The organism is Xenorhabdus aichiensis (genome assembly GCF_028598775.1).
GTDB classification, from domain to species: Bacteria; Pseudomonadota; Gammaproteobacteria; order Enterobacterales; family Enterobacteriaceae; genus Xenorhabdus; species Xenorhabdus bovienii.
The window spans coordinates 1-22,939 of record NZ_JAQRFO010000060.1 but is presented as its reverse complement, the minus strand read 5'-3'; the positions used below and the strand labels follow the sequence as shown (position 1 = coordinate 22,939).

Here is a 22,939-nt window from a genome sequence, read left to right as displayed (position 1 = left end):
TAATATCTTTCTTATTTATATAAATTCGTACTAATTTTTGTTATCACTGATAATTTATAAATAAAAAACATATCATCACAATAGGCATTATTAACTTAGCTGTATCTCAAACTACAACAGCAAGCTCTATAAAAAAAGTCTTCCATAATCGATGAACTTATCATTTTTATCAATATCACTGACTTACTCTTGGTTCTAAGCTAGAACTTTATTTTATATAAAGATGGCATTGTCTTGCCATATCATTATTAAAAGAACTATGCAAAAAATAAAGACTTTTTGAACAACAACCTATCTCTGTAGCTAAACCCGCTATTCTGATCAGATAGGCTCTGATATGTTGTATAAATATGTCTCTCCACCCTATAAATAGGAAGAATATATGACTCCATCATGGCTCAGTTTAGCGCTGGATTCCCTTTGGCCGATGCTTTACGCTGGCCTGACATTTACCATTCCCCTCACGCTGATTACATTCGCATTAGGGATTTCTCTGGGGTTTATCGTCGCCTTAATCCGGCTGTACGGGCCAAAACCACTGGTTGCAGTCGTTCGGTTTTATGTCTGGCTGATCCGTGGTACACCTTTACTGGTTCAATTATTTTTGATCTTTTATGCCCTGCCCAGCGTGGGCATTACGCTGGAAGCCTTCACCTCTGCCGTCATCGGCTTTACCCTTAATGTCGGTGCTTATACTTCTGAAGTGATCCGGGCAGCGCTGATTTCGGTGCCTAAAGGGCAGTGGGAAGCGTCTCACTCCATCGGCATGAGTTGGTGGCAGTCACTGCGCCGGATCGTACTGCCACAGGCGGCGCGAGTTTCTATTCCACCACTGTCAAATACCTTTATTTCATTGGTGAAAGATACCTCACTGGCTTCCGTCATCACGGTTCCAGAGATGTTCCTGGCTGCACAACGCATCGCCGCTGTCACATACCAACCGCTGATCCTGTATACCGAAGCCGCTATCCTTTATTTACTTTTAAGTTCAGTGCTGTCAGCACTACAAGTTCGTCTGGAAAAGAAATTCTCCCAACAATTCTCACCACACCGCAGCAATAAGGAAGTGAAAAATGATTCAGCTCTCTAACCTTGAAAAAAGTTTCGACGGACAAAAGGTGCTGAAAAACATTAGCCTTACCATTAAAGAAGGTAGCCTGACAGCGTTGATCGGGCCTTCTGGCAGCGGGAAAAGTACCCTGCTGCGCTGCATCAATCTGTTGGAGATCCCACAGGCGGGTACATTGGAGATTGGCAAAGAACAGATCACCTTCACTGGCAAAGAACGCCTGCCGCACAGGGAAATCCAACGGTTTAGCCTGCAAACGGGCATGGTATTCCAGAATTTTCAGCTTTTCCCTCACCTCACGGTGATTGAAAACATCATGGAAGGGCTGATTTATGTACAAAAATGGTCGCGCGAACGCGCCAGAGAACGGGCACAGGAATTGCTGAAAAAAGTGGGCATGCCCCATAAGGCAGATGTCTGGCCGAACACATTATCAGGCGGCCAGCAGCAGCGTGTGGCAATCGCCAGAGCGATGGCCCCCTCTCCCAAAGTATTGCTCTGTGATGAGCCGACCTCAGCCCTTGACCCTGAATTATCGAAAGAAGTCGTTTCTGTTCTGAAGCATTTGGCAGAAGAAGGCACGACCATGGTGATGGCGACACACGATCTGCGTCTGGCCGCCAATCTCGCCCACAATGTTATCTTTCTGGAATCAGGTGAAATTGTCGAATCGGGAACAGCACAAACCATGTTTACCCGCCCGGATAAGCAGCGCACTAGCGAGTTTATCTCAACCCTGACGGAAACTTTACCTGACTGGGAAATATAACGGGCTGTGACGTTTAGACTCAGCGTAAACCCGCTAAGCCAAAATAAGCATAGTGACACATTATTGATTTGGAGAAATACAATGAAAGCATTCCTGAGTTTGTTACTGGCGGGCGCCACAGCCCTTGCAATCTCTGCCCCCAGTTATGCCGGAAAGGATCTGGACGCGATAAAAGCCTCCGGTGTCTTTAAGGTTGGGACAGAAGGGACATACCCTCCTTTTACCTATCACGATCAGGCCAATAAATTAACTGGTTTTGATGTAGATATCGCCCGTGAAGTTGCACGCCGCCTGAATGTCAAACCAGAATTCATGGAAGTTAAATGGGATGGCTTGATTGCGGGGCTGGATGCCAAACGTTTTGATGCGGTGATCAACCAAGTGGGTGTCACACCTGAACGGGAAGCGAAGTACAGTTTCTCCATTCCTTATACCGCTTCCCAAGTCGTATTGATTACTCGCGATAATAACAATGACATTAAAACCTTCGCTGATATCAAAGGAAAACGTTCAGCCCAGTCCCTGACCAGCAACTATGGGCAACTAGCAACCTCTAATGGGGCTCATTTAGTCAGTACCGATGGCTTTAACCAAGCCATTGATTTGGTCGCTACGGGTCGTGCAGATGCGACATTGAATGATCGCCTTTCGTTTCTGGATTTCAAAAAACAGCGCCCTGATGCGCCAGTGAAAATCGTCGCCCAACAAGCCGATGCAAGCAAATCGGCCGTTCTGCTCCGTAAAGGAGATCCAGAACTGATCGCCGTCATCAATAAGGCACTGCAAGACATGAAAGATGACGGGACTTATGCCCGTATTTCCGAAAAATACTTCGGCACTGATATTTCCAAATAACCTGCCCCTCAATTCCTCAATCAGCGGCGTTTTCATAGCGCCGCCCATTAATAGATTCAGCAAGCTTATCCTGTTTACTTATTTATTTTTTCAATTAATATCAAGCTGATAGTGACTTACGAAGTTAATTCTATCCTCAAGTGTGGCTCCAATCACTTTATCCTCCTTGAGTCGTATCTCCCCCCAACAAACTTCCTGTTTTGGGAGAATTTTAAGTCAAAATAAAAAATATAAAGAGGAAATAATGACTGAAAAAACAACACAAAACTACGTCATTCGCCCCATTATTCCGCAAGATAATACCGGTATTGCTGCCGTTATCCGTCAAGTATCCGCCGAACATGGCCTGACCGCAGACCGAGGTTTTGCCGTCGCAGATCCGATTCTGGATACATTGTACGAAGTATACAGCCAGCCACGCAGCGCTTACTGGGTCGTCGAAATGGATGGGGAAGTCGTTGGCGGCGGAGGTGTTGCTCCACTGGCTGGCGGCGATGATGATATCTGTGAGTTACAGAAGATGTATCTCTCATCAGTACTTAGGGGAAAAGGCGTTGCCAGACAAATCGTGCAACAATCACTGGAATTTGGCACCAAACAAGGCTTCAAGCGCTGCTATCTGGAAACCACGGAGATCTTGCAAGCAGCTATCAAACTGTATGAAAAACTGGGATTCAGCCATCTTGGTGAGCCACTCGGCAATACTGGCCACAGCGACTGTGAGGTCAGGATGATCAAAGCACTATAATGCTTCTAATCAGTCAGCCCCACAGACCAAGTGGGGCATTTATTTCGACAATCTCGTCAGAAGAACTTAGTGAAGTTTGCGTTCGTCCTGCTCAGGGAAATCTTCAGCTTCGTCTTCATCATCATCATCATCATCATCATCTGGCGCATTGGGATCTTCAAAATACGTCCCCCAACCATCGTAATTCACACCGAGCTTTTCAACCAGATTCATGAGTTGCTCAACCTGAGTATTAATCAGTTCAGCATCTAGACGGCTTTCACTGATGATATCACAGCACATCAGCACAACACGATCTTCAGTTTCCAGCTCTTCCGCATCCGTCACTTCATAACCGAGTTTGAATGCTTCAACGGCGGCTTTTTCCAAAAGATCGAAGTTTTCCGCCGAAAAATGGTGCTCAATAATATAAAGCGCATCAGGATCGCTGCCATCTTCCAATAATTCTTCAATGATCAAGCGAGTTTCTTCGCGCTGTTCTTCTAAAGCATGTGGGTCTGCCATGCCAATCCCCTCCGTCATTTGGCTGTCCTGTTTCGCATTCTCCCATCTTTTTCCTGCGAAGGATATAGCTATCCAATTTCGTCAAAAAGGAAATACAGACCGTAAACTATGGCATGACAAATTGCCTTAATTTCATTGAGATGACAAATACACATCACAGGGGTTGTAATTGAATTTTTTATCGATATATATTGAATATAAATTCAGTATCACTCTAATGGAGAAAATACAGCATGAATCCATTTTATGGACGTAACTTACTAAGATTACATGACTATACTCCTTCGGAAATCAATGCATTTCTGACACTGGCGAGTGAATTAAAAGCGAATAAAAAATCAGGTAAAGAGTCGCCTTTACTGTCAGGTAAAAACATCGCGCTGATTTTTGAGAAAGACTCCACCCGTACACGCTGTGCCTTTGAAGTCGCTGCTCATGATCAGGGTGCCAGCGTCACCTATTTAAGCTCAAATGGCAGCCAGATTGGACATAAAGAATCCATCAAGGATACCGCACGGGTACTTGGGCGTCTGTATGACGGCATTCAGTACCGTGGATACGGGCAGGAAGTTGTCGAAACTCTGGCGAAATACGCCGGCGTTCCGGTCTGGAATGGTTTGACGAATAAATTCCACCCGACTCAACTGTTAGCCGATTTACTGACGATGCAGGAACATAGCCAGAAGCCACTAACTGAAATCAAATTCGCCTATTTGGGCGATGCCCGCAATAACATGGGCAATACGATGCTAGAAGCCGCTGCATTAACCGGTATGGATCTGCGTCTGGTCGCTCCCAAAGCGTGCTGGCCGGATGCGGCATTGATTGCCGAATGCCAAACCCTGGCAGAAAAAACCGGCGGCAGGATCGCCCTGACAGAAGACATTGCGACCGGCGTTAAAGATGCCGATTTTCTTTACACTGATGTTTGGGTTTCGATGGGGGAACCCAAAACAGTCTGGCAAGAGCGCATTGCGCTGCTAAAGCCCTATCAAGTGAATATGGATGTCATTCAACTGACGGGGAACCCAGAGGTGAAGTTCCTCCATTGCCTTCCTGCGTTCCACGATGAAGAAACAACGCTTGGCAAACAACTGGCTGAGGAATTCAATCTGTATGGTGGGCTGGAAGTCACTAGTGAGGTCTTTGAATCAAAACACAGTATTGTGTTTGATCAGGCAGAAAACCGTATGCACACGATTAAGGCAGTGATGGTAGCAACGCTAGCGAAGGAACTTAGTTTTTGATGGGTGTTAATGCGGTGCGAATGAGCACCGCTTTTTGTTTTTTCATAAATAACGATAATGCGAGTTGGGGAAAATAATCTGAAACCCCACCTCATCAACTTAACAGATAAGTTGGATTTCTAAATTCTCTAGAGGTAGCGAGGTTACGCCTCGTGGCGACAACCTTTTAAAGTTCGGACGGCAGCATTAATACTGATATGCAGTGTCCGGGCAGTATCGCGAATGCCAGAATCATTCAGAACTAAATCAATGAGTTGCTCTTTTATTCCGACCTGACAAGCGCGATAAGAGTAGTCAAGCTGGAAAATGTGGTCACACAATAAACAACGGTAACGCTGATACCCTCCTTTACCTGTGCCATGTTTTTACATATTTCTATTTTAATGGCAAAACCGACATCTCACATCTACCGTAGCCATCTGAGGTCTCCCCCTAGCATTGAAAATAGAGAGTATATACAAAGAACAACACTTTGAATGCGTGACCAGTTCGTAAGCCTTGCTACTTAAAGATCCATGCAAGGTGTATCACTATTTTGGAAAGCTATTTAGCTGATGAAAAAATTAATTAAATATAAATAAATATCGGTTATTATGATTAACCGAGATATTTTACTTACAGAAATAATACCTTGACAATTAAAAGCGCCCATAGTAATAGCATAATTAAATAAATTTAATGGTGTAATAAAAAATATTATTAAATATAAAAATATTACACCGCAATAAAATCGTGAAGTTATATTTAATACTGGTAAAAATGTGTTAATTATCACATTTCAATGTAATTGAAAATCGCCATTTCATTTTAGAAAAAAAATTAAAACAGAAGAAAAGACAAATGCTTAAAATGATACAGAGGTAACATAACCAATTGTTTTTAATTGAAAATAAACGGAATAAAATATGGTTACCACGCTAATCTTTTTAAAATCCCGCTTATTCGTTATTTTTCAGAACAAAATTTAAGAGTAAAATCACATTTTTAACGATGAATAATATATCATTAAGTTTACGATCGCTTTCTCACTCCAAGCATAATGTATAAAAATACACTTTACTATCATTAATCAATGGAATAAAAATAACCATGTTTCGCAATAATAAAGGGCATGATATGAGAAAAATGGATAATCTGGAGTTTAGAATATTACAACTTCTTAGGAAAAATCCTTTTCTCGCCCAAAAAGAAATCGCTGATATTATTGAAATCAGTCGTTCAAGCGTCGCAGGACATATCCTGAATCTACAAAAAAAGGGACATATAAAAGGTAAGGGTTACATTTTTTCCAGTGGGAATTGTGCCGTAACGGTTGGTGCTTCCAACATGGATATTACCAGTTTCGCTTCGACTGAATTATTAAAGAAAGATTCCAACCCAGGGAAAACAAAATATACGTTAGGTGGTGTAGCTCGAAATGTTGCGCATAACATTGCCGCGTTAAAGAATGATAGTTATTTAATTTCTGTTTTTGGTGATGATTCATATGGAAAAAGACTTTTTAGAGAAACCAGGTTAGCAGGCGTTGATGTTAGCCATTCTCATAAACTGAATGATGCAAGAACATCAATCTATCATTCAATAGTTGATAGCAATGGTGAACCGCATACATCCGTTAGTGATATGGATATTTTGAAAAAACTCACTCCTGAGCTACTAAATAAATCTAAACCTCTCATTGAAAGAGCAGGAATACTGATTATCGACTGTAATTTGAAAGAAGAAGCTCTGGAATGGTTATTTAAAAACTCAGGTAATGTGCCAATATTTGTTAATCCTGTCTCGTCATATAAGGCTGGCATAGTACGTAACTGGTTATCATATATTCATACTATTAGACCCAATCGGCTGGAAGCGGAAAAGATCAGTGGTATTAAAATTAATTCAATAAAAGAGGCTCAATCGGTAACATCATGGTTTCATGAACAAGGCGTTCAACGGGTAATTTTAAGCATGGGGGCTGAAGGTGTGTACTACAGTGAGCTAGGTTATATAGAAGGTCACTCTCCGGCATTTCCTGTTAATGTTGTCAATACCACAGGTTCCGGTGATGCAATGATGGCGGGATTAGTTCATTGTGCGTTAGCAGGTATGGATTTTCAGGAAAGTGTTCATTTCGCACAACGTTGTGCCGCTCTTGTACTATCTACTGAATTGACTTATTCATTAACTCTGTCGCCCTTCGATGTTGAAAAGTTGCTGGTATTGGATTCATATCGTTAATAACAATTGTGAAATAACATTACTCATACCGCCGACATAATAAAAATAAAAAAATGTTAGAATATTTGGCTAAAGCCGGGCTAAAACCCGGCAATTTTTTCAATGTTTCCCGTATGACAAACATTATTCACTAATCGAAAAAAATAGGAAGGGCTTATGTTCGATGAAATGAAATATAACCACAGATGCGGAGATAATGGACAACGAACCTAAAACTGACAAATAAGTCCGGTATGAACACAATTCTGCAAATAAATATCCCAAAAACCTTGAGGATAACGTTCTAAGTCGCTTGCTAAGACTGTTGGTTTTTGCCAGCTAAAACGACTGAATCCTGCTTTATTAATTGCGTTTTCGTAGCTTTCACGGCTCCAACGATAAAATGTGAAAGGACTTGGTGGAGTTGTCAGAAATTCTGCCTGGCAACAGAAACCATTTTGCCAAGGCTCTTCGCTCAAAATTTTGAAGCCATAATTATCACAGTTTCCATTTTCTAATCGATAATCAGGTGATGACATGTAAGCTATTAATTTTCCAGAGGGCTTTAAATGATTAGCGGCCGCTTGAAACATAGCTTCAAGCTCTTCAGTAGATTGTGAGTAGTGGAATAAGAAGGCAGCGATAACGATATCAAATTTTTCATGTAATTTCATTTCACATACGTTTTGTACGCAAAACTCAATATCATCACCATACAGTTTAGATTTTGCTTTGGCGAGTTCAATCATTTTCTCAGAGATGTCGACGCCGACCACTTTTGAAGCGCCGCGGCAGTGTAATTCCCGCCCAAAATAACCATATCCGCAAGCTAAATCTAGGACTGATTTTCCCTGTATATCACCGACCATGTTGAGGATATCTCTAAGCTCAGACTGCCGTTGAGCGACTGTATTGGAGAATTTTTCATAATATTCACCAATAAAATCATAATTTGCTTGCTCTTCCATTATTATAACTCCTGATAAAAAGGCATGTTCTCATGAAAAATATCTAATGAGGGTATTATATAAAAAGATAAAATATCACGAAACAATTAGATATAATTATTTTTGTAACGTAAGTAACTTTCTACGATAGATCATGTTTGAATTCAGTTAAAAATAACTAAATATTTTTATACTCGAAATTACTGCCCCGATAAAAATTTAGAGTTACTTATTCGTTATAAAAATGCGATATAAGTAATATTTTTATTAGGGTGTAATGAGATGTCTCCCCCACTCTGTTGCAATAAATTGACAGTGTGTTTTTCTTTCAGAAAAGGCCATCATCATAAACAGCACCGGGGAAGGCTAACAGCCGATACCTGCGCTGACAGCCTGTGCCCATTGAATGAATCAGCGTTGAAACTGACCGGGTCAAGGCGGGAGATAATACGGGCTATTGTGTCATGGGCAGGGAATCCCGTTGAAAACAGCACGTCAAATAAAGGGTAACTGACTTTGGCAGACTGGCGAGATCGGATAACTCACCGAAATACAGAGCAAAAGCACCGACACTCATTCTGGTGCTCACGAAAAAAGGGGTATAAGATCATAATTTCAGCGACAGATCAAATTGACCCGATTTGGTCAAATAACATTCGCGATCTCACCCTGTTTCAACACGTCCTTTTGACATGGCAACGAAATTAGTTTAACTAAATTGCTGAATAAGCATATTGCGGATGATAATTTTTATTTATTTAAATTTTGTTTAAAAACAATCTTTAACAAAATATTAAATTACATCATGAAATAGAACTGGTCACTGCGCTACGTTCTTTTTAGAGCGTTATTTTTTAAATGACTATTTTCGATAAAATAAAATCATCAATCTTTAAATTGAAAAAATAAAAAGGCTAAATAAACAATAGATTAATTTATAAAATTGGATAATTAAGCTGCGTGATTTTACTTTTTGTAAAGAAATTCTATATTCTGGAGAAAAATAAAAATGAAACCAAGCATAATAATCATAGCTGCATCTATATTAACCATTCCGTTCGTATCATTACATGCCAATACCAACGCCAAGACCAATGTGAAAATTACTGATTGTAATCAATTCAATGGAAAACCTAGTCAGGATGGTAAAAACGGGATACCTAATAGCAACTGTATAAATGGAAGTCACGGGGGTAACGGCTCATCTCCCGGTCAATCAGGAAGAAATGGTGGAGACGGCGGTAAAGGCGGAGATGGAGATGGAGACAAAGTATCCAATTATCACAATCTCCAACATGCAGGCCGCCATTCTTAAAACCAATACCATATACCTGAAATCATTATAAGCAAAAAAGCGGCAACGATGAACGCCAGCAGAGCATCAGTAACCAACATGGTAATCACCAAAAATAAGAATCTAATTGAAGCTTATATATTTGACCGGCACCGATTTTGTCAACCAAACGCCATTATCTGCCTGATGGAATTTAAAGCCCTGTTCATGCATTAACTGGGCGTTAATTTTTAGGATATCTTATGACAAGTCGACCATTGATATCGCCAATCACACTGACATTTTCTATTTTTGAATCAACATCAAAGCTGGATTGGCTGCTGGCGATATATTCCGGTTTCATCAGCTGCTCTATCGTTGAATAACTTAAATTATTCAAAATGTCATCCAATGACCAAACCGTTGTCGCTGCCTGAGTCGGATTTCTTAGACATGCCAGGGCAAATACCTCTGGTGCAATGACTTGATTCCTTGTGTCATCAGGAAGCATTTCCGACCAATGACCATTGACGACTTCTGTATGCGGGGAAAGGTTTTTTGTAGAGCGGGATCAAGACTTTCCATTGTTCTTGGCGGGCATAACCATGTGCGCCAATCGGCCTTGCATTTCATTTAGATAAGAGGAGACCGTGTGACCTGTTACACCTAACATAGCCATTAACGTTGATGCTGGCTCGATCCATAAACTCGCATCAGGTGCTTCATCATTGCAAGGGGTTGGCGGTAATTTATCGGTCGAAAAACAATTCCTCATTAATAAATAGCCATATTTCTGTCGTTCAGAGACCCATGATAATTCGGAGTAAACGTCAAAATCATTAGCTAACTGTTTACGAATATTTTCTTCTGCAATGCTTTTAACTATATATGGGCTAATTTCTTGATTATAAATCGTGAATTTGTTTTTAGTGATTATGTCTTTAAGATTAAAATCAGATAAATCAAGTGATAGTCCTAGTGATGACAACTTAACATTCCGTGATAAATGCCTCACGCATTATCTCCTCTGAGGTTAATTAATAACAAGATAATTTTCATGTTACTATTTCGCTCCATATCAAAATAATTTGATATAAGCTGTAAAAAAACCAAGTCACGTTATATTAAATGTAAAAAATTAATATTTCATGTGACACCTCATCGTTATTTATGTATGAAATCTGCATATTGAAGCGCACATGTATGCATTTAAAAAATGCATGTGCTTGGTATGAAATATATGCATAGGGGGATAATGCTTCCTATCATCTAATTACAGTAACTATCCGTGTTGTAATTACAATAACTCACTCAATAACGGATAATAAAAATTAAATAATTAGTTATTTCAGGTTGAAAACTATAAACACAGTATACAAATACACAACCTAATTTAAAGTTATTTTTTATTTCATTTTATGACTATATAAATCAATATAGTTTTCTTATTATATATTCATGTTCATTTAAAAAACCTTGATCTATCTATAAATTTGAATCATGCTCAGCGTCATTAAGCATTAATCTTCAAAGAAAAAGGCTATTATTAAAATAAACTAAGTAGTTTGTCTTATGTGATACCTGACAAGTTCAGCTGCCGTCGCGCCGACCGATCCATAAGGTATGTGCGAGTTTCTATGCGGGTGTTTTTTTGAACAGGCGGTTTATGTTAATTAGGCGTGTTTGTCTCTTTATGATCTGAAATCTGCAGGAAATCAGTATGTTCAAATACCTCGCATGTTGCTTTATGTTAGTGCTAATTTACCCCTTGGGCGTGGACTTATATCTTGTTGGCTTACCCGATATTGCCAAAGATTTAAATGCCACTGCCGTAGACCTTCATACTGCTTTTTCTATTTATTTGGCCGGTATGGCATCGACCATGATTATCGCAGGACTTGTATCCGACCGATTTGGCCGAAAACCCATCGCATTATTGGGTGCGTTAATTTTTGTCTGCGCTTCATATGGCGCAGCGTTTACTGTTTCTGCCGAACAATTTCTTTTCGCGCGCTTTTGGCAGGGAGTCGGTGCCGGCTTCTGCTATGTCGTCACCTTTGCAATCCTGAGGGATACCCTGGACGACGATAAGCGCTCAAAAGTATTGTCGGTGATTAATGGTATTACTTGTATCGTTCCTGTTATTGCCCCGGTCCTGGGTTATTTACTATTAATGAGCTTTGAATGGCCAAGCCTCTTCACCGGCATGGCAATCTTCGCGGGCATTTCATGCTTAGTCTGTATGCTCTGGCTTGATGAAACGTACCTTAATAATAAAGAGACGAATCAGAATAGAGAGAGCAGCAGCGATGAAAGTCTGTTCTCGCCATTATTCATCAGCCGCCTATTCATTACTTGCTTGTCTATCACGGCAATATTGACATATGTAAATATATCTCCAATCATATTAATGGGTCAAATGGGGTTATCTACGGCGCAATACTCAATATCAATGACGGGGCTGGCTAGCTTTAGCATGATTACCTCATTTTTAACGCCCTATTTCCTATCAAAACTTGGGCAAAAAACGGTTCTCCTATTATCGCAAATTCTATTTCTATCATGCGCAATCATATTTACCCTCACACAAATGCTGAACCTAAACGCTTATTTAAATCTCGTAGGGTTCGCTATGATCGGTGTTGGTTTTGCTATGGGATTCGGAATATTGATGAGCCAAGCCTTGAACCCGTTTAAGCAAAATGCCGGTTTGGCAAGTTCCGTACTTGCTATTTGCCAGATCGCTTTCTCAGCGAGTTACATCTGGATAATGGGAATGCTCGGCGTGAGCGCGATGAATATGTTGATTATCCTGCTTCTGTTTTCCAGCATCGCTAACATAATCGTGCTGGTCTCTGTACCCAACCAACGGGATTGCCTTCAGGAGTAAACGTCGTCGCCAGCTGATGATCCGTACACACTGACGCCAGCGCCCCCCTCCCGTCGTGTTGACTGATACGCATAAATCAGCACGTCGGTGACGTGAGCCGGCTGGTGCCGATGTCCTTTTCCTCCTCCGGAGAGCATAAAAATCTATGGTTCCCCTCTTTTTTGCAACACTAATTTTTGATGAATTTTTGGCTTGCTTAAATCTATCCGGCGTCACTGTAGGCAAGGAGCCTGCGCCTCGATGAGTTCCGCGCCTGATGAACCTTAAAACCGTGTCGGCTTGAAAGAGCCATTTTTTATGTTAGGTTTCTCATCAGGCCGGTAGGCCGTTCATGTCATCAATAATCAATCTTCGCAAAACCTGATGGGTAAACTGTTTAAGCGTTTAAATTAACGATAAAGTGGCTGCTTAGAGTCACTTTATCATTATCTTTCAAACACGGTTTGTCTTGTGGTTATGGCCCAGGCTATACGCGCTAATTTATTCGCGAGTGCACAGGCCACAATATTCGAATGTTTTCGTTCAAGTTGAATTCTGACCCAATCCGCTAAGCGCCCGGATTGGTGGTTAATACGTTGTATAAAATCTATAGTCACCGATTTGGTCAGCTCTGCGCGTATTCGAGGAAGCAACTTTTTAATATATCCATAATTCATCCATATCATATAATATTATTTCTTCATATTTTTTCACAAGAACGTGATTGCTTTTATTTTTATTATTTCAATGTTTCCATTTATAACTTTAAGATAAAAAATTGTAATTTTAAATTAAATTGATCGGTTACTTTAAGCGATCTGTAACTATCTATGAATGTAATTTTTTATAGAAAATCATTATATTTTTTATTCTGCGTGTGTTGACTTTTATTTATTTAAATGTAATCTGATTTAAAAATCCCAGTAAGATGGTGCTGAGTTAACATATTAAGTGCAACAGGCGGGATATTAAAAGGAGTGAGTCAACTGTGATAAATTTCACGGATCTCACCCCAGAAACCATAGCCTGATATGCATAAACAAACCAGACAGTATCGACAGTTGACTCCAGGACAACGATATCAGCTTCAAGCCCTGCATCACAAGGGATTTCCACAATATCAGATAGCTGAAGCGATCGGCGTTCATCCCAGTACCGTTTCACGTGAACTGAAACGCAATACCCCCGGTGAACACTATTGTGCAGAAACGGCAGATATCTTGAAAGATAAGCGAAAAAAGACCGCATTTAAGTTTAGGAAACACCCCCCCCGGCACGAGCACATACTGTCTGAGGGGATATTAATAGGCTGGTCTCCGGAAAATATCGGCTACAGAATGAGACGGGAATGCCCGGAGATAGCCCTTAGCCATACCACGATTTATCGGCGTATCCGCGAAGATCGTCGTACAGGCGACTTTCTTTACAAGCGGCTTCCTCGCTTTGGTAAAACCCGTTGGAAAGGGGGAAAGCGGGCCGGAGTCTCATTCCGAATCGGGTGGATATCAGCCAGCGCCCAGCGATTGTCGAGAAGCGCTCCCGCACTGGTGATTTTGAAGGGGATACGATATATGGTCAGGATGCTTATCTGGTGATATTGGTTGATCGCAAAAGCCGTTTGTTGTTAATGGCAAAAACGCCAGATAAAACGGCAGAAGTGGTGGCCAATACCGTGAATACCTTACTTAATCGCGTTGCGAAGGTTCACACGCTCACGTTGGATAATGGGGGTGAGTTTGTCCAGCATGAGCGGGTAACGCAGGCCACGAATGCCTCAATTTATTTTGCCCGGCCTTATGCCAGTTATCAGCGAGGAACGAATGAAAATACGAATGGTTTAGTTCGGCGTCAATAGCCTAAAGGGACGGCTTTTGGTTCATTGACGGAGCAAGAGATTAGCGATATGGAATTAAGATTGAATATGACGCCAAGAAAAGTTCTCAATGGGTTGACACCTATGGAAGTCTATACCGGGCGCATGTTGCACTTATTGCGTTAATCCAGCCTCTTAATAAACAATTCACTAACAATGTAAAAAGGTAATAATATGAACCCTATTTCTGAAAGTTTACTTATTGATTTCAAAGGCACTGATGTTTTTCAAGGATCTAGTATTATTATAATAGCCACTTACACTGGAGATAACTCGCATAAGGTACTTAAAAGTAGTGATATTTCTCTTAAAAACACATCAAATAATCCAAATGTGGAAATAGATGTTTATGAAGACAATCATAGAAAAAAAGATGTTGATGTTACTAACAATAAAATAACAGTACCGTATATTGTTAAAGTAAAAAACAGTACGGATAAATCAGATATCAAATTAGAATTTACAACTAATGTTGCTAATTCTAAAACTAAACAGGATATTACTTGTAAGCAACATAAAGATGAAGACCTTGACCTATCATCCTTAAACCCGATAGTCATAGGCAGTAGTTTTATCGAAGATTTGACCCCGGTAGTTGATGGAAAAATACCTAGTGACTATACTAATGCACACTTGAATGTGGTAATGTATCCGAGGAAAAAAGATAACAGTGTGATAAAAAATTGCCAGATTGCATTACATGTAGATAATATAAGCTTTACACGTTTGTATGATGGCAAAACAGAGATTTTCCCTTTTAAGAACAATATGTATTACATTAATACGGGTGATGATGGTAATTTTCAAGTAAAATTTTTCCCCAGAAAGATGACGAGTTCATATGTAAGAGAAATAAATATTTCTGCAATTATTGGCGATGAAACAGCCAAATCCACACAAAAGGCATTGTTTATTACAAAAGATATTCTTCCTTCTGACAATATAGATGCACCTATAATTGAGAATATGAATGGAGATAAGATATATCCCCCATCAAATATAAGTGATAGCAAATTTAATGTTAGAGTGCCTAGATCCGATATAATTCAACCAAACGACACTGTATACATTATGAGCAATATTAGTAGTCAGAATGTAGCTACACTATGCACGTCAGAAATATATGGTGACAGAAGTCTTAAAGACAAACCTTTTAAGGTCCTTTATAATATTTTTACCGCACTTGAAACTAATACTCTGTATTACTATATTTTGACGTCAGGGGCGGATGCCTACAGATCAAAAAATTTACTTTTTAAATTGGCTGATAGCACAGATTATCAACCACCGAGAGGAAAATTAGAACGGGTTACAATTTTGGATAGCATGGGAGATGAAATTGAAGAATATACTGTCTTTGGTATAGATTCGATTAGTGAGGGAGTAGTGTGTTCTGTCCCCGTTGGCGGTGAAAATCAAGTAAAAGCAGGAGATACTATTACACTCTATTTAGCCATAACTGGATATGATCCTATTACAGGTAATCCGGTTTTTGAAAATCCACATTTAGATCCAACACCTATAACGGATAAGGATGCCCAAGCAGGCTATATTCAGATAAAGATTAATAATAATATGTTATCAGGAGTTCATACAGATCTTGATGGTAACCCTGGGCCTATGTATATTTATTATATTAGTAGTCAACAAGAATATTCAAAGAGTTGGCAGGGATTTCTTGATACCGCTCCTTTGGATGCTGATTAAGTACTAAGGATTATGTAATAAATTGTAGTGTGGATAATACCTCTATAAGCTCCCACCTCACTTTCCGAGGTGGGAGGTACAATATCAATATATTGTTAAATAACTTCACGAAATAATATATGAATGCAAGAAAATCCATTTTCATACTTATATTTACCTGAGTTTTTATTTCAAATTTTAATGGAGAATAATGATGAATATAATTGAAAAAAATAACCCCCTTAAAAAACCCATACTGCCACAAGAAGACGAAAATAGGGTTATTGATATTAGTAAAATGGCAAATGATTTTATGTTGGTTGTTATTGAGCATTTTGATACTGAAAAACCAAAAGAAAAGATAAATATATTATTGAATGGTGTCCAGACTAAGTTTTATTTTGTGGAAAATCCTGTTCCCTTTACTATACATATAACAATACCTTTTTCTAGTCTACCTGATGGGGATTACACGGTTACTTATACAGTAACTGATGTCGCTAATATCGGTTATTCTGAACCAGCTTATGTTAAAATAATTAATTCTGAACTTACTTCAACTCCTTTTCTTTCCTTGAAGAAGGAAACAAAGAATAGTGTAATTGCAACCTTAAGTAATATCCAAGAAGTTGATAATGTCAGCGTCAAATTTTATATAGCTGTGCGTATCCCTAGCAATCCTGAACTTTATACATATATAAATACGAGTGATGGAAATTGGTCACCGCTTATCATATTGCCAGCCACAGCCACAGATGGTTGTTATATTATTATTCAATCTAACGCTGGCTATTATACATATATTTCTACAACCAGTAAACCTTCTCCTGATTTTCTTATGCATACAAATAATAAATTCGTATTTAAATATTCACTTAACAATAAAAAATGGACTCATTGCTCTGGAAATAAAAAATTTCCTACCAGCGGCGATAATGTAAAGTATATGACTCCAAATGATGTAATTACTTCATCTACTTTAATGAATGGTGAACAATATGCTGAAACATCTACTGACCCACGTGGTCAGGTAATAATAGAAGTCATAGATAATGAAAGAGAGTCTGTAACTGTTTTTGCTATGCTAGATAATGATATAAGAATATATGATAGTATAGAACTTAATTTCATATCTGATACAAAGTAAAATTTCACACATCTAATTTGGCTAGGTATGATTTGTAGTAGTTCAAACTTGATCTGACAGTCGCCCACTTTGATTCAGTGCCTGTCAGATTAAATTCGGGTTAGATTTTTTGTATTAGGCTACATCCCTTAATTATATAACCACTTGTAAAAGAGTCGAATACAGCCTAATTTCACCATGGACAAATAGTTTCGTGCGGTTTTTTCGTAACGGGTTGCAATACGCCGATTTCCTTTCCCGATTACCTAGGCTCGCAAGATACATTCTATGTAGGCAATTTGAAAGGCGTAGGCCGGATTTACCAGCAGACGTTTGTCGTTAATGCGACAGAACCAAAAATCCCGATGGCTTTGGAAAAACTGTGAACGAAAATTGAAAACCAGCCTACAAATGGTCAATTTAGCTTTTTTTTGTGATTTTATTGAGAAGACTCTGAATAGGCACTAATATATAAATTATGTAAGTAAATCTTATCAGTATCAAAAGAAGGTTACGTCTATTTGGGTACTTATATTATGTCATCATATCTTGTTAAGATTATTGTTTTTTTTACGATTCTTTATACGTTACTTATCCCTTCAACCATTATAAATGCCTTTGCTGAGGGGAATGTAAATCATGAGAAGACAGATATATCCCGAATAGATAATGTAGGTACTCAAGTAAATGAATCAAGTAAAAAATTTCTAACTCCAAACATCAATAAAAAAACCGGAATACAAAACACAAATAATACGCCAGAACATGAATTGCCTGATTACATCGCAAGAAATCTTCAGGCAGCAGGCAGTCTTCTGTCATCATCTCCTTCAGAATTAGCAGAGCAAGCCAAATCTTATGTCTTGAGTAAAGTTAACAGTACCATTGCCTCCGAGGCTCAAAAATGGCTATCCCAATCTAGTACAGCAAAAATTAACTTTGGCTTTGACAGAAAAGGCAGGCTGGAAAATAACTCAGTAGATCTGCTATTGCCTATTTACGATAATAAAGCCGACTGGCTCTTTTTTTCTCAATTAGGGTATCGCAACAAAGATAGCCGGAATACAGTCAACTTCGGTTTGGGGGGACGTTATTTTTCTCAGAACTGGATGTATGGCCTGAATACCTTTTATGACTATGACATCACAGGTAAAAACAGGCGAGTAGGGTTGGGAGGAGAAATTTGGGGAGATTATATTAAATTCTCTACCAACGCCTATCATCGCTTAAGTGACTGGCAAATCTCGCGGAATTTTGAAGAACATCATGAACGCCCTGCTAATGGCTTTGACATTAACGGAGAATTCTTCCTATCTGCCTACCCTAATCTAGGAGGCAAATTTTCTTATGAGCAATACTTCGGCGACAACGTGACGTTATTTAACCGAAAGACCAAGCAAAAAAATCCCAGTCTGGCAAAAATGGGGGTGACATATACGCCAATTCCATTGATAACAATGGGCGTGGATTATAAACAAGGAGAAGGTGGTCAGAGTGAAACACAATTTCTGACAAATTTTAATCTCAGGCTGGGTGTGCCATTGAGTACGCAGTTATCACCGGATAACGTTGCATCAATGCGCACACTGGCGGGCAGCCGTTACGATCTGGTTGAGAGAAATTACAATATTGTTCTGGATCATCAGAAAAAACAAAACCTGCAATTGTCCCTGCCGGGAGAGATTGTGGGTTATAGCCATGAACAGCAGACAGTCACAGCTAAATTCTCTGATTCATCTATTAAGAAGGTTGAGTGGATATCTAATGGCGCGTTTGCCGACAATAAAGGTCAACTGTCTGACAACAAAGATCATACTGCGACCATTACTTTTCCCAAATATTCACCTGATGGTAATAACAATTACCCAATCCTTGCGGTTGGAATGCTGGAGAACGATCAGAAATTACCCCCCGTTCAGATGCATGTGATTGTCAGGCCGTTTGTGGTGAAAAAAGTGGAAGCTGGCACACCATACATCACACCAACAGGGCCATTATCCGCCAGCGGTAAAGATAAAGATGCCTATACCATTACGCCGGTGATTACTTTTGATACCCCGGTAGGCGCACCGGTAAAAAATGCCACGATTGATGATGTCAAATGGATAACTGAGCCGCCCGCCGATGATACGTCCGGGCTGAAGTTAAGCTGGGAAAAACCAAAGACCACTAAGACGGATGAGAATGGAAAGTTACAGGCAGTGACTTTAACCAGTACTCAACCCCACCAGAATGTAAAAATTTATTTGCAGATGGGCGATGCTGATAAAGAGAAGCAATTAGTAGGAACGGTAAATTTTACTGATAATACCCAGAGTTATAAAATTGAAAAAATTGAAATCACTCCTGATCAGGATTTAACCGCTGATGGTGAGCAAGCTTACACCTATGAGGCGCTTATTGTTGATAATGAAAAGAATCCTGCAATAAATAAAAAACTCTCTGAAGTGAAATGGAATATAGATAACCCTGTTGATGGGCTAACTTTACACGTGCCAAAAGGCGAGATACAAACAGACAGCGAAGGGAAATTAAAAGCAACGCTGACCAGTAATAAAAAAGCAGTTGGAATATGGATTTCACTTGCCATTGAAAAACAACCCCCGGTAAAGGCTCCAAGAGCGGTATCTTTTAAGTTGGAAGGTATCAGTGTGCAACCTGATAGTGCTAAACCTAAACCAGTACATGATACTTATACCTATACGGCAATGATTACGAATGCTGAGGGTAAAGCAGAAGTAGGTAAGACAGTGCAATGGGGTCTATTGGAAAATGTTCAGGGTGTCACTCTGAGTCCCGTCACAGCAGTCACTGGTCCTGACGGAAAAGTCACGACCAGACTCACGAGTTCTGTTCCTGCATCAAATATTATTGTGACTGCTTCATCCGGTGGAAATACCGAGAAAGCACAGCAGCCTGCAAACTTTGCATGGCCAATCATTCACAAACCGATATTTACACCGAAGAGTGGCGATGTGAGCAATGATGGAAGTGATGCTTATACTTATACGGCAATAGTCTATGAACCGGATGGTACTACCATTTATACCGGACAAAAAATAAAATTTGAATGGCGTCTTCAGCAACCAACAGGGGACAAAACAACTTATCTGAAAACATCAGGAGAAGTTACCACCTCGTCCAAAGGAGAACTCACAAATAATTTGGTCAGTTCCCATAACCCACCGATAAAAGATGCTGTAGTTTGTGTTGCTATTGCCGGTAATCGTGCCTCTGAAAATGGGCAACAATGTGCAGACAGAGTTTCTTTTGCCGAAGCTTATACCCTAACGCTTACCGTTATTCGCCCTGCATCGACACTTGAAGGTAAGGCGAATAAGTACACATTTATCGCAACGACCAAACGTAAAAAAGATAATCAGGTGCAATCAGATGTACCGATAAACTGGAGCACATCATTACCTGTCCCTTTAGCGCAGGAACCCAATCTGATGACTAAACAAGAAAATACAACCAATTCTCAGGGACAGGCAACTTTCACGATGTACAGTAAAAATGGAGGATTTGATAATATTACAGTAACTGCTGCGGCTGATAACAGTTCTCCAGCTTCGAAAAGTGAAACGGTAAAAATCACTGCAAAACCTAAAGATGACGATAATCGTATTATACTTAGAAATTACGGTGGGCACGGTATAGCTACGAATCTAGATGGAGTACTCGCCCGTAACTTAACGTTTGGTTGGGATAAATTGACGTTTATACCTAATCACAACCCTGATAACCCTGAAACTGTTGATGCTGATGGTTATCCCGCCCATTATTCAAACAATAAAGATATAATTGCGGTTGTTACAAACGATACAGGTAATGGATATTTCGAAGTGAAAGCAGCGGGTAGTACAACAATAGAAAGCCGCTACACATTTTCTTCAGGCCGTTACCTTGTATACCAAACAAATATAGCCATTGATAAGATGATATTTGCTGATACTGGGGGGAGTACTGGTAATGCTGTGGCCTATGCATATCCGCCTGATCGTCAAAGCAGTCCTGCTAAACGTTGTACGACGGGGACACCAGTGGAAACGACCGATATAGCCGATAGCATTACAAAGCTTGTAAATCAGGGGGCAGATTTAAAAGCCGCAGGATTAATTGGTGATATCATTGGAATTGACTACGTTGGAGCAAACACCCCTAGATATACACAGGCTTATCCATTAAGCTCATCACATGAGAGTGATTTATTTATTTTACTTTGCTATAAATAATGGGTATCCGGATTAGGAAAGCATAAAATCTATGGTCACCCCCATTTTTGCAACACTCATTTTGATGCATGTTGGGCTTGCGTAAATCTATCCGGCATCAATATGGGCAAGAATGCCCGCGCCCCAATGAGTTCCGCGCCTGATGTGCCTAAAAAAGTGTTCGGCTTCAAAGAGCCATTTTTATGCTTAGGTTATCATCAGGCCGTCTGGCCGTTCATGTCATCAATAATCAGTCTTCGTAAAACCTGATGGGTAAACTGTTTAAGCGTTTAAATTAACGATAAAGTGGCTGTTTTAAGGGAATTTTATCATTATCTTTCAAACACGGTTTGTCTTGTGGTTATGGCCCAGGCTATACGCGCTAATTTATTCGCGAGTGCACAGGCCACAATATTCGAATGTTTTCGTTCAAGTTGAATTCTGACCCAGTCCGCTAAACGCCCGGATTGGTGGTTAATACGTTGTATAAAAACACGGGCGCATTGAACTAAGAGCTGCCGGAGCTTCTTGTCTCCCCGCTTGCTGATACCGAGCAAGGTATTTTTTCCTCCCGTGCTGTATTGACGAGGAACCAAACCCGTTGAGGCGGCGAAATCCCGGCTGCGGGCAGAGTGTTTTCCATCACCCAGCTGAGAGGATAACATACTGGCCGTTATGGGGCCGATACCCGGAATAGTCATCAGCCGTTGCCCCGTATCATCACGTTGCAGTGCTTGCGCCAACGCGTTCTCAAGCTCAGTTATTTGCTCAACCAGATAGAGATAATGGGTATGCAAGCGCATAAGTAACTGAGTTAAATAAGGCGGAAGTTCATGCTCGGCAAGCACTTGGGAAAGCCGGTTTATCACCGCTATCCCTGTCGGCATACTGATACCAAATTCCAGTAAAAAAGCCTGCATTTGATTGGTCGTTTTAACCTTATCTCTGACCAGTGACTCCCTGACCCGATGTAATGCACGCATTGCTTGTTGAGTTTCAGTTCTGGGTTGAACAAAACGCATTGAAGGACGCGGAGGCCGCTTCGCAGATGGCTTCGGCATCAATAAAATCATTTTTGTTACTTTTGACGAAGGGGCGGACAAACTGCGGCGAAATCAATTTTGCCTCATGCCCCCAAATCAGCAATCCGTCTTGCCATGAAATGCGCCCCAGCGCAGGCCTCCATGACAACGGTTGCCGGGGGACAGTTAGCTAAAAAGTCCATCAATTTGGTGCGGGTAAATTTTTTATGTAAAAGCGCCTTACCCGATTTGTCCTGGCAGTGAATATGAAAGGTATATTTGCCGAGATCGATACCAATAAGTGCGGTGTTGTTCATGATGATGGCCTCTCAATAAGAAATCTCACACTGTCAACTTACGCCTACTGAGTGAGGGTGACCATCCCATTAAATCTGGGGAATGTGTCTGGTGGGAACCGGATGAAATAGTTCGACAACTCAGGTTTCTGAGGAAAACGGCGATTGGGTAACTCACTCAAGCATCTGATTAAAAAGTTAATTGCTTATTTTATTGCGAATTAAATAAAGTGCCCCAC

At 40.1% G+C, this 22,939-nt stretch carries 17 protein-coding genes and 6 pseudogenes; 13 read left to right on the top strand and 10 right to left on the bottom strand.

Annotation, left to right across the window (positions count from 1 at the left end):
* Positions 1 to 382 precede the first annotated feature (382 nt).
* The 4 genes from PSI22_RS18940 to PSI22_RS18925 all read left to right on the top strand — a co-directional run bounded on the left by PSI22_RS18940 (position 383) and on the right by PSI22_RS18925 (position 3,441).
* The gene (locus tag PSI22_RS18940) at positions 383 to 1,090 is read left to right on the top strand and encodes an amino acid ABC transporter permease (RefSeq protein WP_273581086.1); all 708 of its coding nucleotides are present in this window, start codon (positions 383 to 385) and stop codon (positions 1,088 to 1,090) included.
* A complete protein-coding gene (locus tag PSI22_RS18935; RefSeq protein ID WP_273581085.1) occupies positions 1,074 to 1,838 on the top strand; it encodes an amino acid ABC transporter ATP-binding protein in 765 nt (254 codons plus the stop codon). The genes PSI22_RS18940 and PSI22_RS18935 overlap by 17 nt, the downstream gene beginning before the upstream one ends.
* Positions 1,839 to 1,919: 81 nt before the next feature.
* Positions 1,920 to 2,693 carry an amino acid ABC transporter substrate-binding protein gene (locus PSI22_RS18930; protein ID WP_273581084.1) on the top strand — a complete coding sequence of 258 codons (774 nt, stop codon included), beginning with the start codon at positions 1,920 to 1,922 and terminating at the stop codon, positions 2,691 to 2,693.
* Between the two features lie 244 nt (positions 2,694 to 2,937).
* Positions 2,938 to 3,441, top strand: coding sequence for a GNAT family N-acetyltransferase (locus PSI22_RS18925; RefSeq protein WP_273581083.1), 504 nt, complete (start codon positions 2,938 to 2,940; stop codon positions 3,439 to 3,441).
* A 66-nt stretch (positions 3,442 to 3,507) separates the two neighbouring features.
* Here PSI22_RS18925 and rraB read toward each other — a convergent pair whose 3' ends face one another.
* The gene (gene rraB / locus PSI22_RS18920; protein ID WP_273581082.1) at positions 3,508 to 3,945 is read right to left on the bottom strand and encodes a ribonuclease E inhibitor RraB; all 438 of its coding nucleotides are present in this window, start codon (positions 3,943 to 3,945) and stop codon (positions 3,508 to 3,510) included.
* Positions 3,946 to 4,178: 233 nt separating this feature from the next.
* Here rraB and argF point away from each other — a divergent pair, with 233 nt between their 5' ends.
* A complete protein-coding gene (gene argF, locus PSI22_RS18915) occupies positions 4,179 to 5,192 on the top strand; it encodes an ornithine carbamoyltransferase (RefSeq protein ID WP_273581081.1) in 1,014 nt (337 codons plus the stop codon).
* Between the two features lie 102 nt (positions 5,193 to 5,294).
* On the opposite strand, the pseudogene PSI22_RS18910 reads toward argF, so the two are convergent.
* Positions 5,295 to 5,563: pseudogene (locus PSI22_RS18910) on the bottom strand (IS1-like element transposase); the annotation flags it as partial.
* A 718-nt stretch (positions 5,564 to 6,281) separates the two neighbouring features.
* Here PSI22_RS18910 and PSI22_RS18905 point away from each other — a divergent pair.
* A complete protein-coding gene (locus PSI22_RS18905; RefSeq protein ID WP_273581080.1) occupies positions 6,282 to 7,415 on the top strand; it encodes a PfkB family carbohydrate kinase in 1,134 nt (377 codons plus the stop codon).
* A gap of 209 nt (positions 7,416 to 7,624) precedes the next feature.
* Here PSI22_RS18905 and PSI22_RS18900 read toward each other — a convergent pair whose 3' ends face one another.
* Complete coding sequence (locus PSI22_RS18900) at positions 7,625 to 8,362, bottom strand: class I SAM-dependent methyltransferase (protein WP_273581079.1); 738 nt, start codon at positions 8,360 to 8,362, stop codon at positions 7,625 to 7,627.
* Positions 8,363 to 8,725: 363 nt separating this feature from the next.
* A pseudogene (locus tag PSI22_RS21640) lies at positions 8,726 to 8,918 on the bottom strand (transposase family protein); the annotation flags it as partial.
* Positions 8,919 to 9,350: 432 nt separating this feature from the next.
* Between PSI22_RS21640 and PSI22_RS18890 the strand changes: the two are divergent.
* Entirely contained in the window at positions 9,351 to 9,656 is a 306-nt protein-coding gene (locus PSI22_RS18890; RefSeq protein WP_273581078.1) for a hypothetical protein, read from the top strand.
* 102 nt (positions 9,657 to 9,758) lie between these two features.
* Here the strand turns inward: PSI22_RS18890 and PSI22_RS21575 are convergent.
* The 3 genes and pseudogenes from PSI22_RS21575 to PSI22_RS18880 form a co-directional block, all read right to left on the bottom strand.
* A pseudogene (locus tag PSI22_RS21575) lies at positions 9,759 to 9,872 on the bottom strand (RNA 2'-phosphotransferase); the annotation flags it as partial.
* Positions 9,859 to 10,125, bottom strand: coding sequence for a hypothetical protein (locus tag PSI22_RS18885; RefSeq protein WP_273581077.1), 267 nt, complete (start codon positions 10,123 to 10,125; stop codon positions 9,859 to 9,861). The pseudogene PSI22_RS21575 and the gene PSI22_RS18885, both read right to left, overlap by 14 nt.
* 60 nt (positions 10,126 to 10,185) lie before the next feature.
* A complete protein-coding gene (locus PSI22_RS18880; RefSeq protein WP_273581076.1) occupies positions 10,186 to 10,629 on the bottom strand; it encodes a hypothetical protein in 444 nt (147 codons plus the stop codon).
* Positions 10,630 to 11,334: 705 nt separating this feature from the next.
* Between PSI22_RS18880 and PSI22_RS18875 the strand changes: the two genes are divergently transcribed.
* Positions 11,335 to 12,504, top strand: coding sequence for an MFS transporter (locus PSI22_RS18875; protein ID WP_273581075.1), 1,170 nt, complete (start codon positions 11,335 to 11,337; stop codon positions 12,502 to 12,504).
* Between the two features lie 425 nt (positions 12,505 to 12,929).
* Here the strand turns inward: PSI22_RS18875 and PSI22_RS18870 are convergent.
* Positions 12,930 to 13,088: pseudogene (locus PSI22_RS18870) on the bottom strand (IS110 family transposase); the annotation flags it as partial.
* A gap of 426 nt (positions 13,089 to 13,514) precedes the next feature.
* Between PSI22_RS18870 and PSI22_RS21570 the strand changes: the two are divergent.
* From PSI22_RS21570 to PSI22_RS18850, 4 genes are all read left to right on the top strand, one after another.
* Entirely contained in the window at positions 13,515 to 14,078 is a 564-nt protein-coding gene (locus tag PSI22_RS21570) for a helix-turn-helix domain-containing protein (RefSeq protein WP_273581074.1), read from the top strand.
* The gene (locus tag PSI22_RS18860) at positions 13,982 to 14,338 is read left to right on the top strand and encodes an IS30 family transposase (protein WP_273581073.1); all 357 of its coding nucleotides are present in this window, start codon (positions 13,982 to 13,984) and stop codon (positions 14,336 to 14,338) included. The genes PSI22_RS21570 and PSI22_RS18860 overlap by 97 nt, the downstream gene beginning before the upstream one ends.
* Before the next feature lie 192 nt (positions 14,339 to 14,530).
* Positions 14,531 to 16,063 carry a hypothetical protein gene (locus PSI22_RS18855; RefSeq protein WP_273581072.1) on the top strand — a complete coding sequence of 511 codons (1,533 nt, stop codon included), beginning with the start codon at positions 14,531 to 14,533 and terminating at the stop codon, positions 16,061 to 16,063.
* 193 nt (positions 16,064 to 16,256) lie between these two features.
* Positions 16,257 to 17,189 carry a hypothetical protein gene (locus PSI22_RS18850; RefSeq protein WP_273581071.1) on the top strand — a complete coding sequence of 311 codons (933 nt, stop codon included), beginning with the start codon at positions 16,257 to 16,259 and terminating at the stop codon, positions 17,187 to 17,189.
* A 128-nt stretch (positions 17,190 to 17,317) separates the two neighbouring features.
* Here PSI22_RS18850 and PSI22_RS18845 read toward each other — a convergent pair.
* Positions 17,318 to 17,425: pseudogene (locus tag PSI22_RS18845) on the bottom strand (IS5/IS1182 family transposase); the annotation flags it as partial.
* A 279-nt stretch (positions 17,426 to 17,704) separates the two neighbouring features.
* Between PSI22_RS18845 and PSI22_RS18840 the strand changes: the two are divergent.
* Positions 17,705 to 21,403, top strand: coding sequence for an inverse autotransporter beta domain-containing protein (locus PSI22_RS18840; RefSeq protein WP_273581070.1), 3,699 nt, complete (start codon positions 17,705 to 17,707; stop codon positions 21,401 to 21,403).
* A gap of 311 nt (positions 21,404 to 21,714) precedes the next feature.
* On the opposite strand, the pseudogene PSI22_RS18835 reads toward PSI22_RS18840, so the two are convergent.
* Positions 21,715 to 22,721 (bottom strand): annotated as a pseudogene (locus PSI22_RS18835) (IS110 family RNA-guided transposase).
* Positions 22,722 to 22,939: the final 218 nt, after the last annotated feature.

Coding starts and splice junctions, on each gene's coding strand:
- PSI22_RS18940 (WP_273581086.1), top strand. CDS start 383: ATGACTCCATCATGGCTCAGTTTAGCGCTGGATTCCCTTTGGCCGATG.
- PSI22_RS18935 (WP_273581085.1), top strand. CDS start 1,074: ATGATTCAGCTCTCTAACCTTGAAAAAAGTTTCGACGGACAAAAGGTG.
- PSI22_RS18930 (WP_273581084.1), top strand. CDS start 1,920: ATGAAAGCATTCCTGAGTTTGTTACTGGCGGGCGCCACAGCCCTTGCA.
- PSI22_RS18925 (WP_273581083.1), top strand. CDS start 2,938: ATGACTGAAAAAACAACACAAAACTACGTCATTCGCCCCATTATTCCG.
- rraB (WP_273581082.1), bottom strand. CDS start 3,945: ATGGCAGACCCACATGCTTTAGAAGAACAGCGCGAAGAAACTCGCTTG.
- argF (WP_273581081.1), top strand. CDS start 4,179: ATGAATCCATTTTATGGACGTAACTTACTAAGATTACATGACTATACT.
- PSI22_RS18905 (WP_273581080.1), top strand. CDS start 6,282: ATGTTTCGCAATAATAAAGGGCATGATATGAGAAAAATGGATAATCTG.
- PSI22_RS18900 (WP_273581079.1), bottom strand. CDS start 8,362: ATGGAAGAGCAAGCAAATTATGATTTTATTGGTGAATATTATGAAAAA.
- PSI22_RS18890 (WP_273581078.1), top strand. CDS start 9,351: ATGAAACCAAGCATAATAATCATAGCTGCATCTATATTAACCATTCCG.
- PSI22_RS18885 (WP_273581077.1), bottom strand. CDS start 10,125: ATGCTTCCTGATGACACAAGGAATCAAGTCATTGCACCAGAGGTATTT.
- PSI22_RS18875 (WP_273581075.1), top strand. CDS start 11,335: ATGTTCAAATACCTCGCATGTTGCTTTATGTTAGTGCTAATTTACCCC.
- PSI22_RS21570 (WP_273581074.1), top strand. CDS start 13,515: ATGCATAAACAAACCAGACAGTATCGACAGTTGACTCCAGGACAACGA.
- PSI22_RS18855 (WP_273581072.1), top strand. CDS start 14,531: ATGAACCCTATTTCTGAAAGTTTACTTATTGATTTCAAAGGCACTGAT.
- PSI22_RS18850 (WP_273581071.1), top strand. CDS start 16,257: ATGAATATAATTGAAAAAAATAACCCCCTTAAAAAACCCATACTGCCA.
- PSI22_RS18840 (WP_273581070.1), top strand. CDS start 17,705: ATGTCATCATATCTTGTTAAGATTATTGTTTTTTTTACGATTCTTTAT.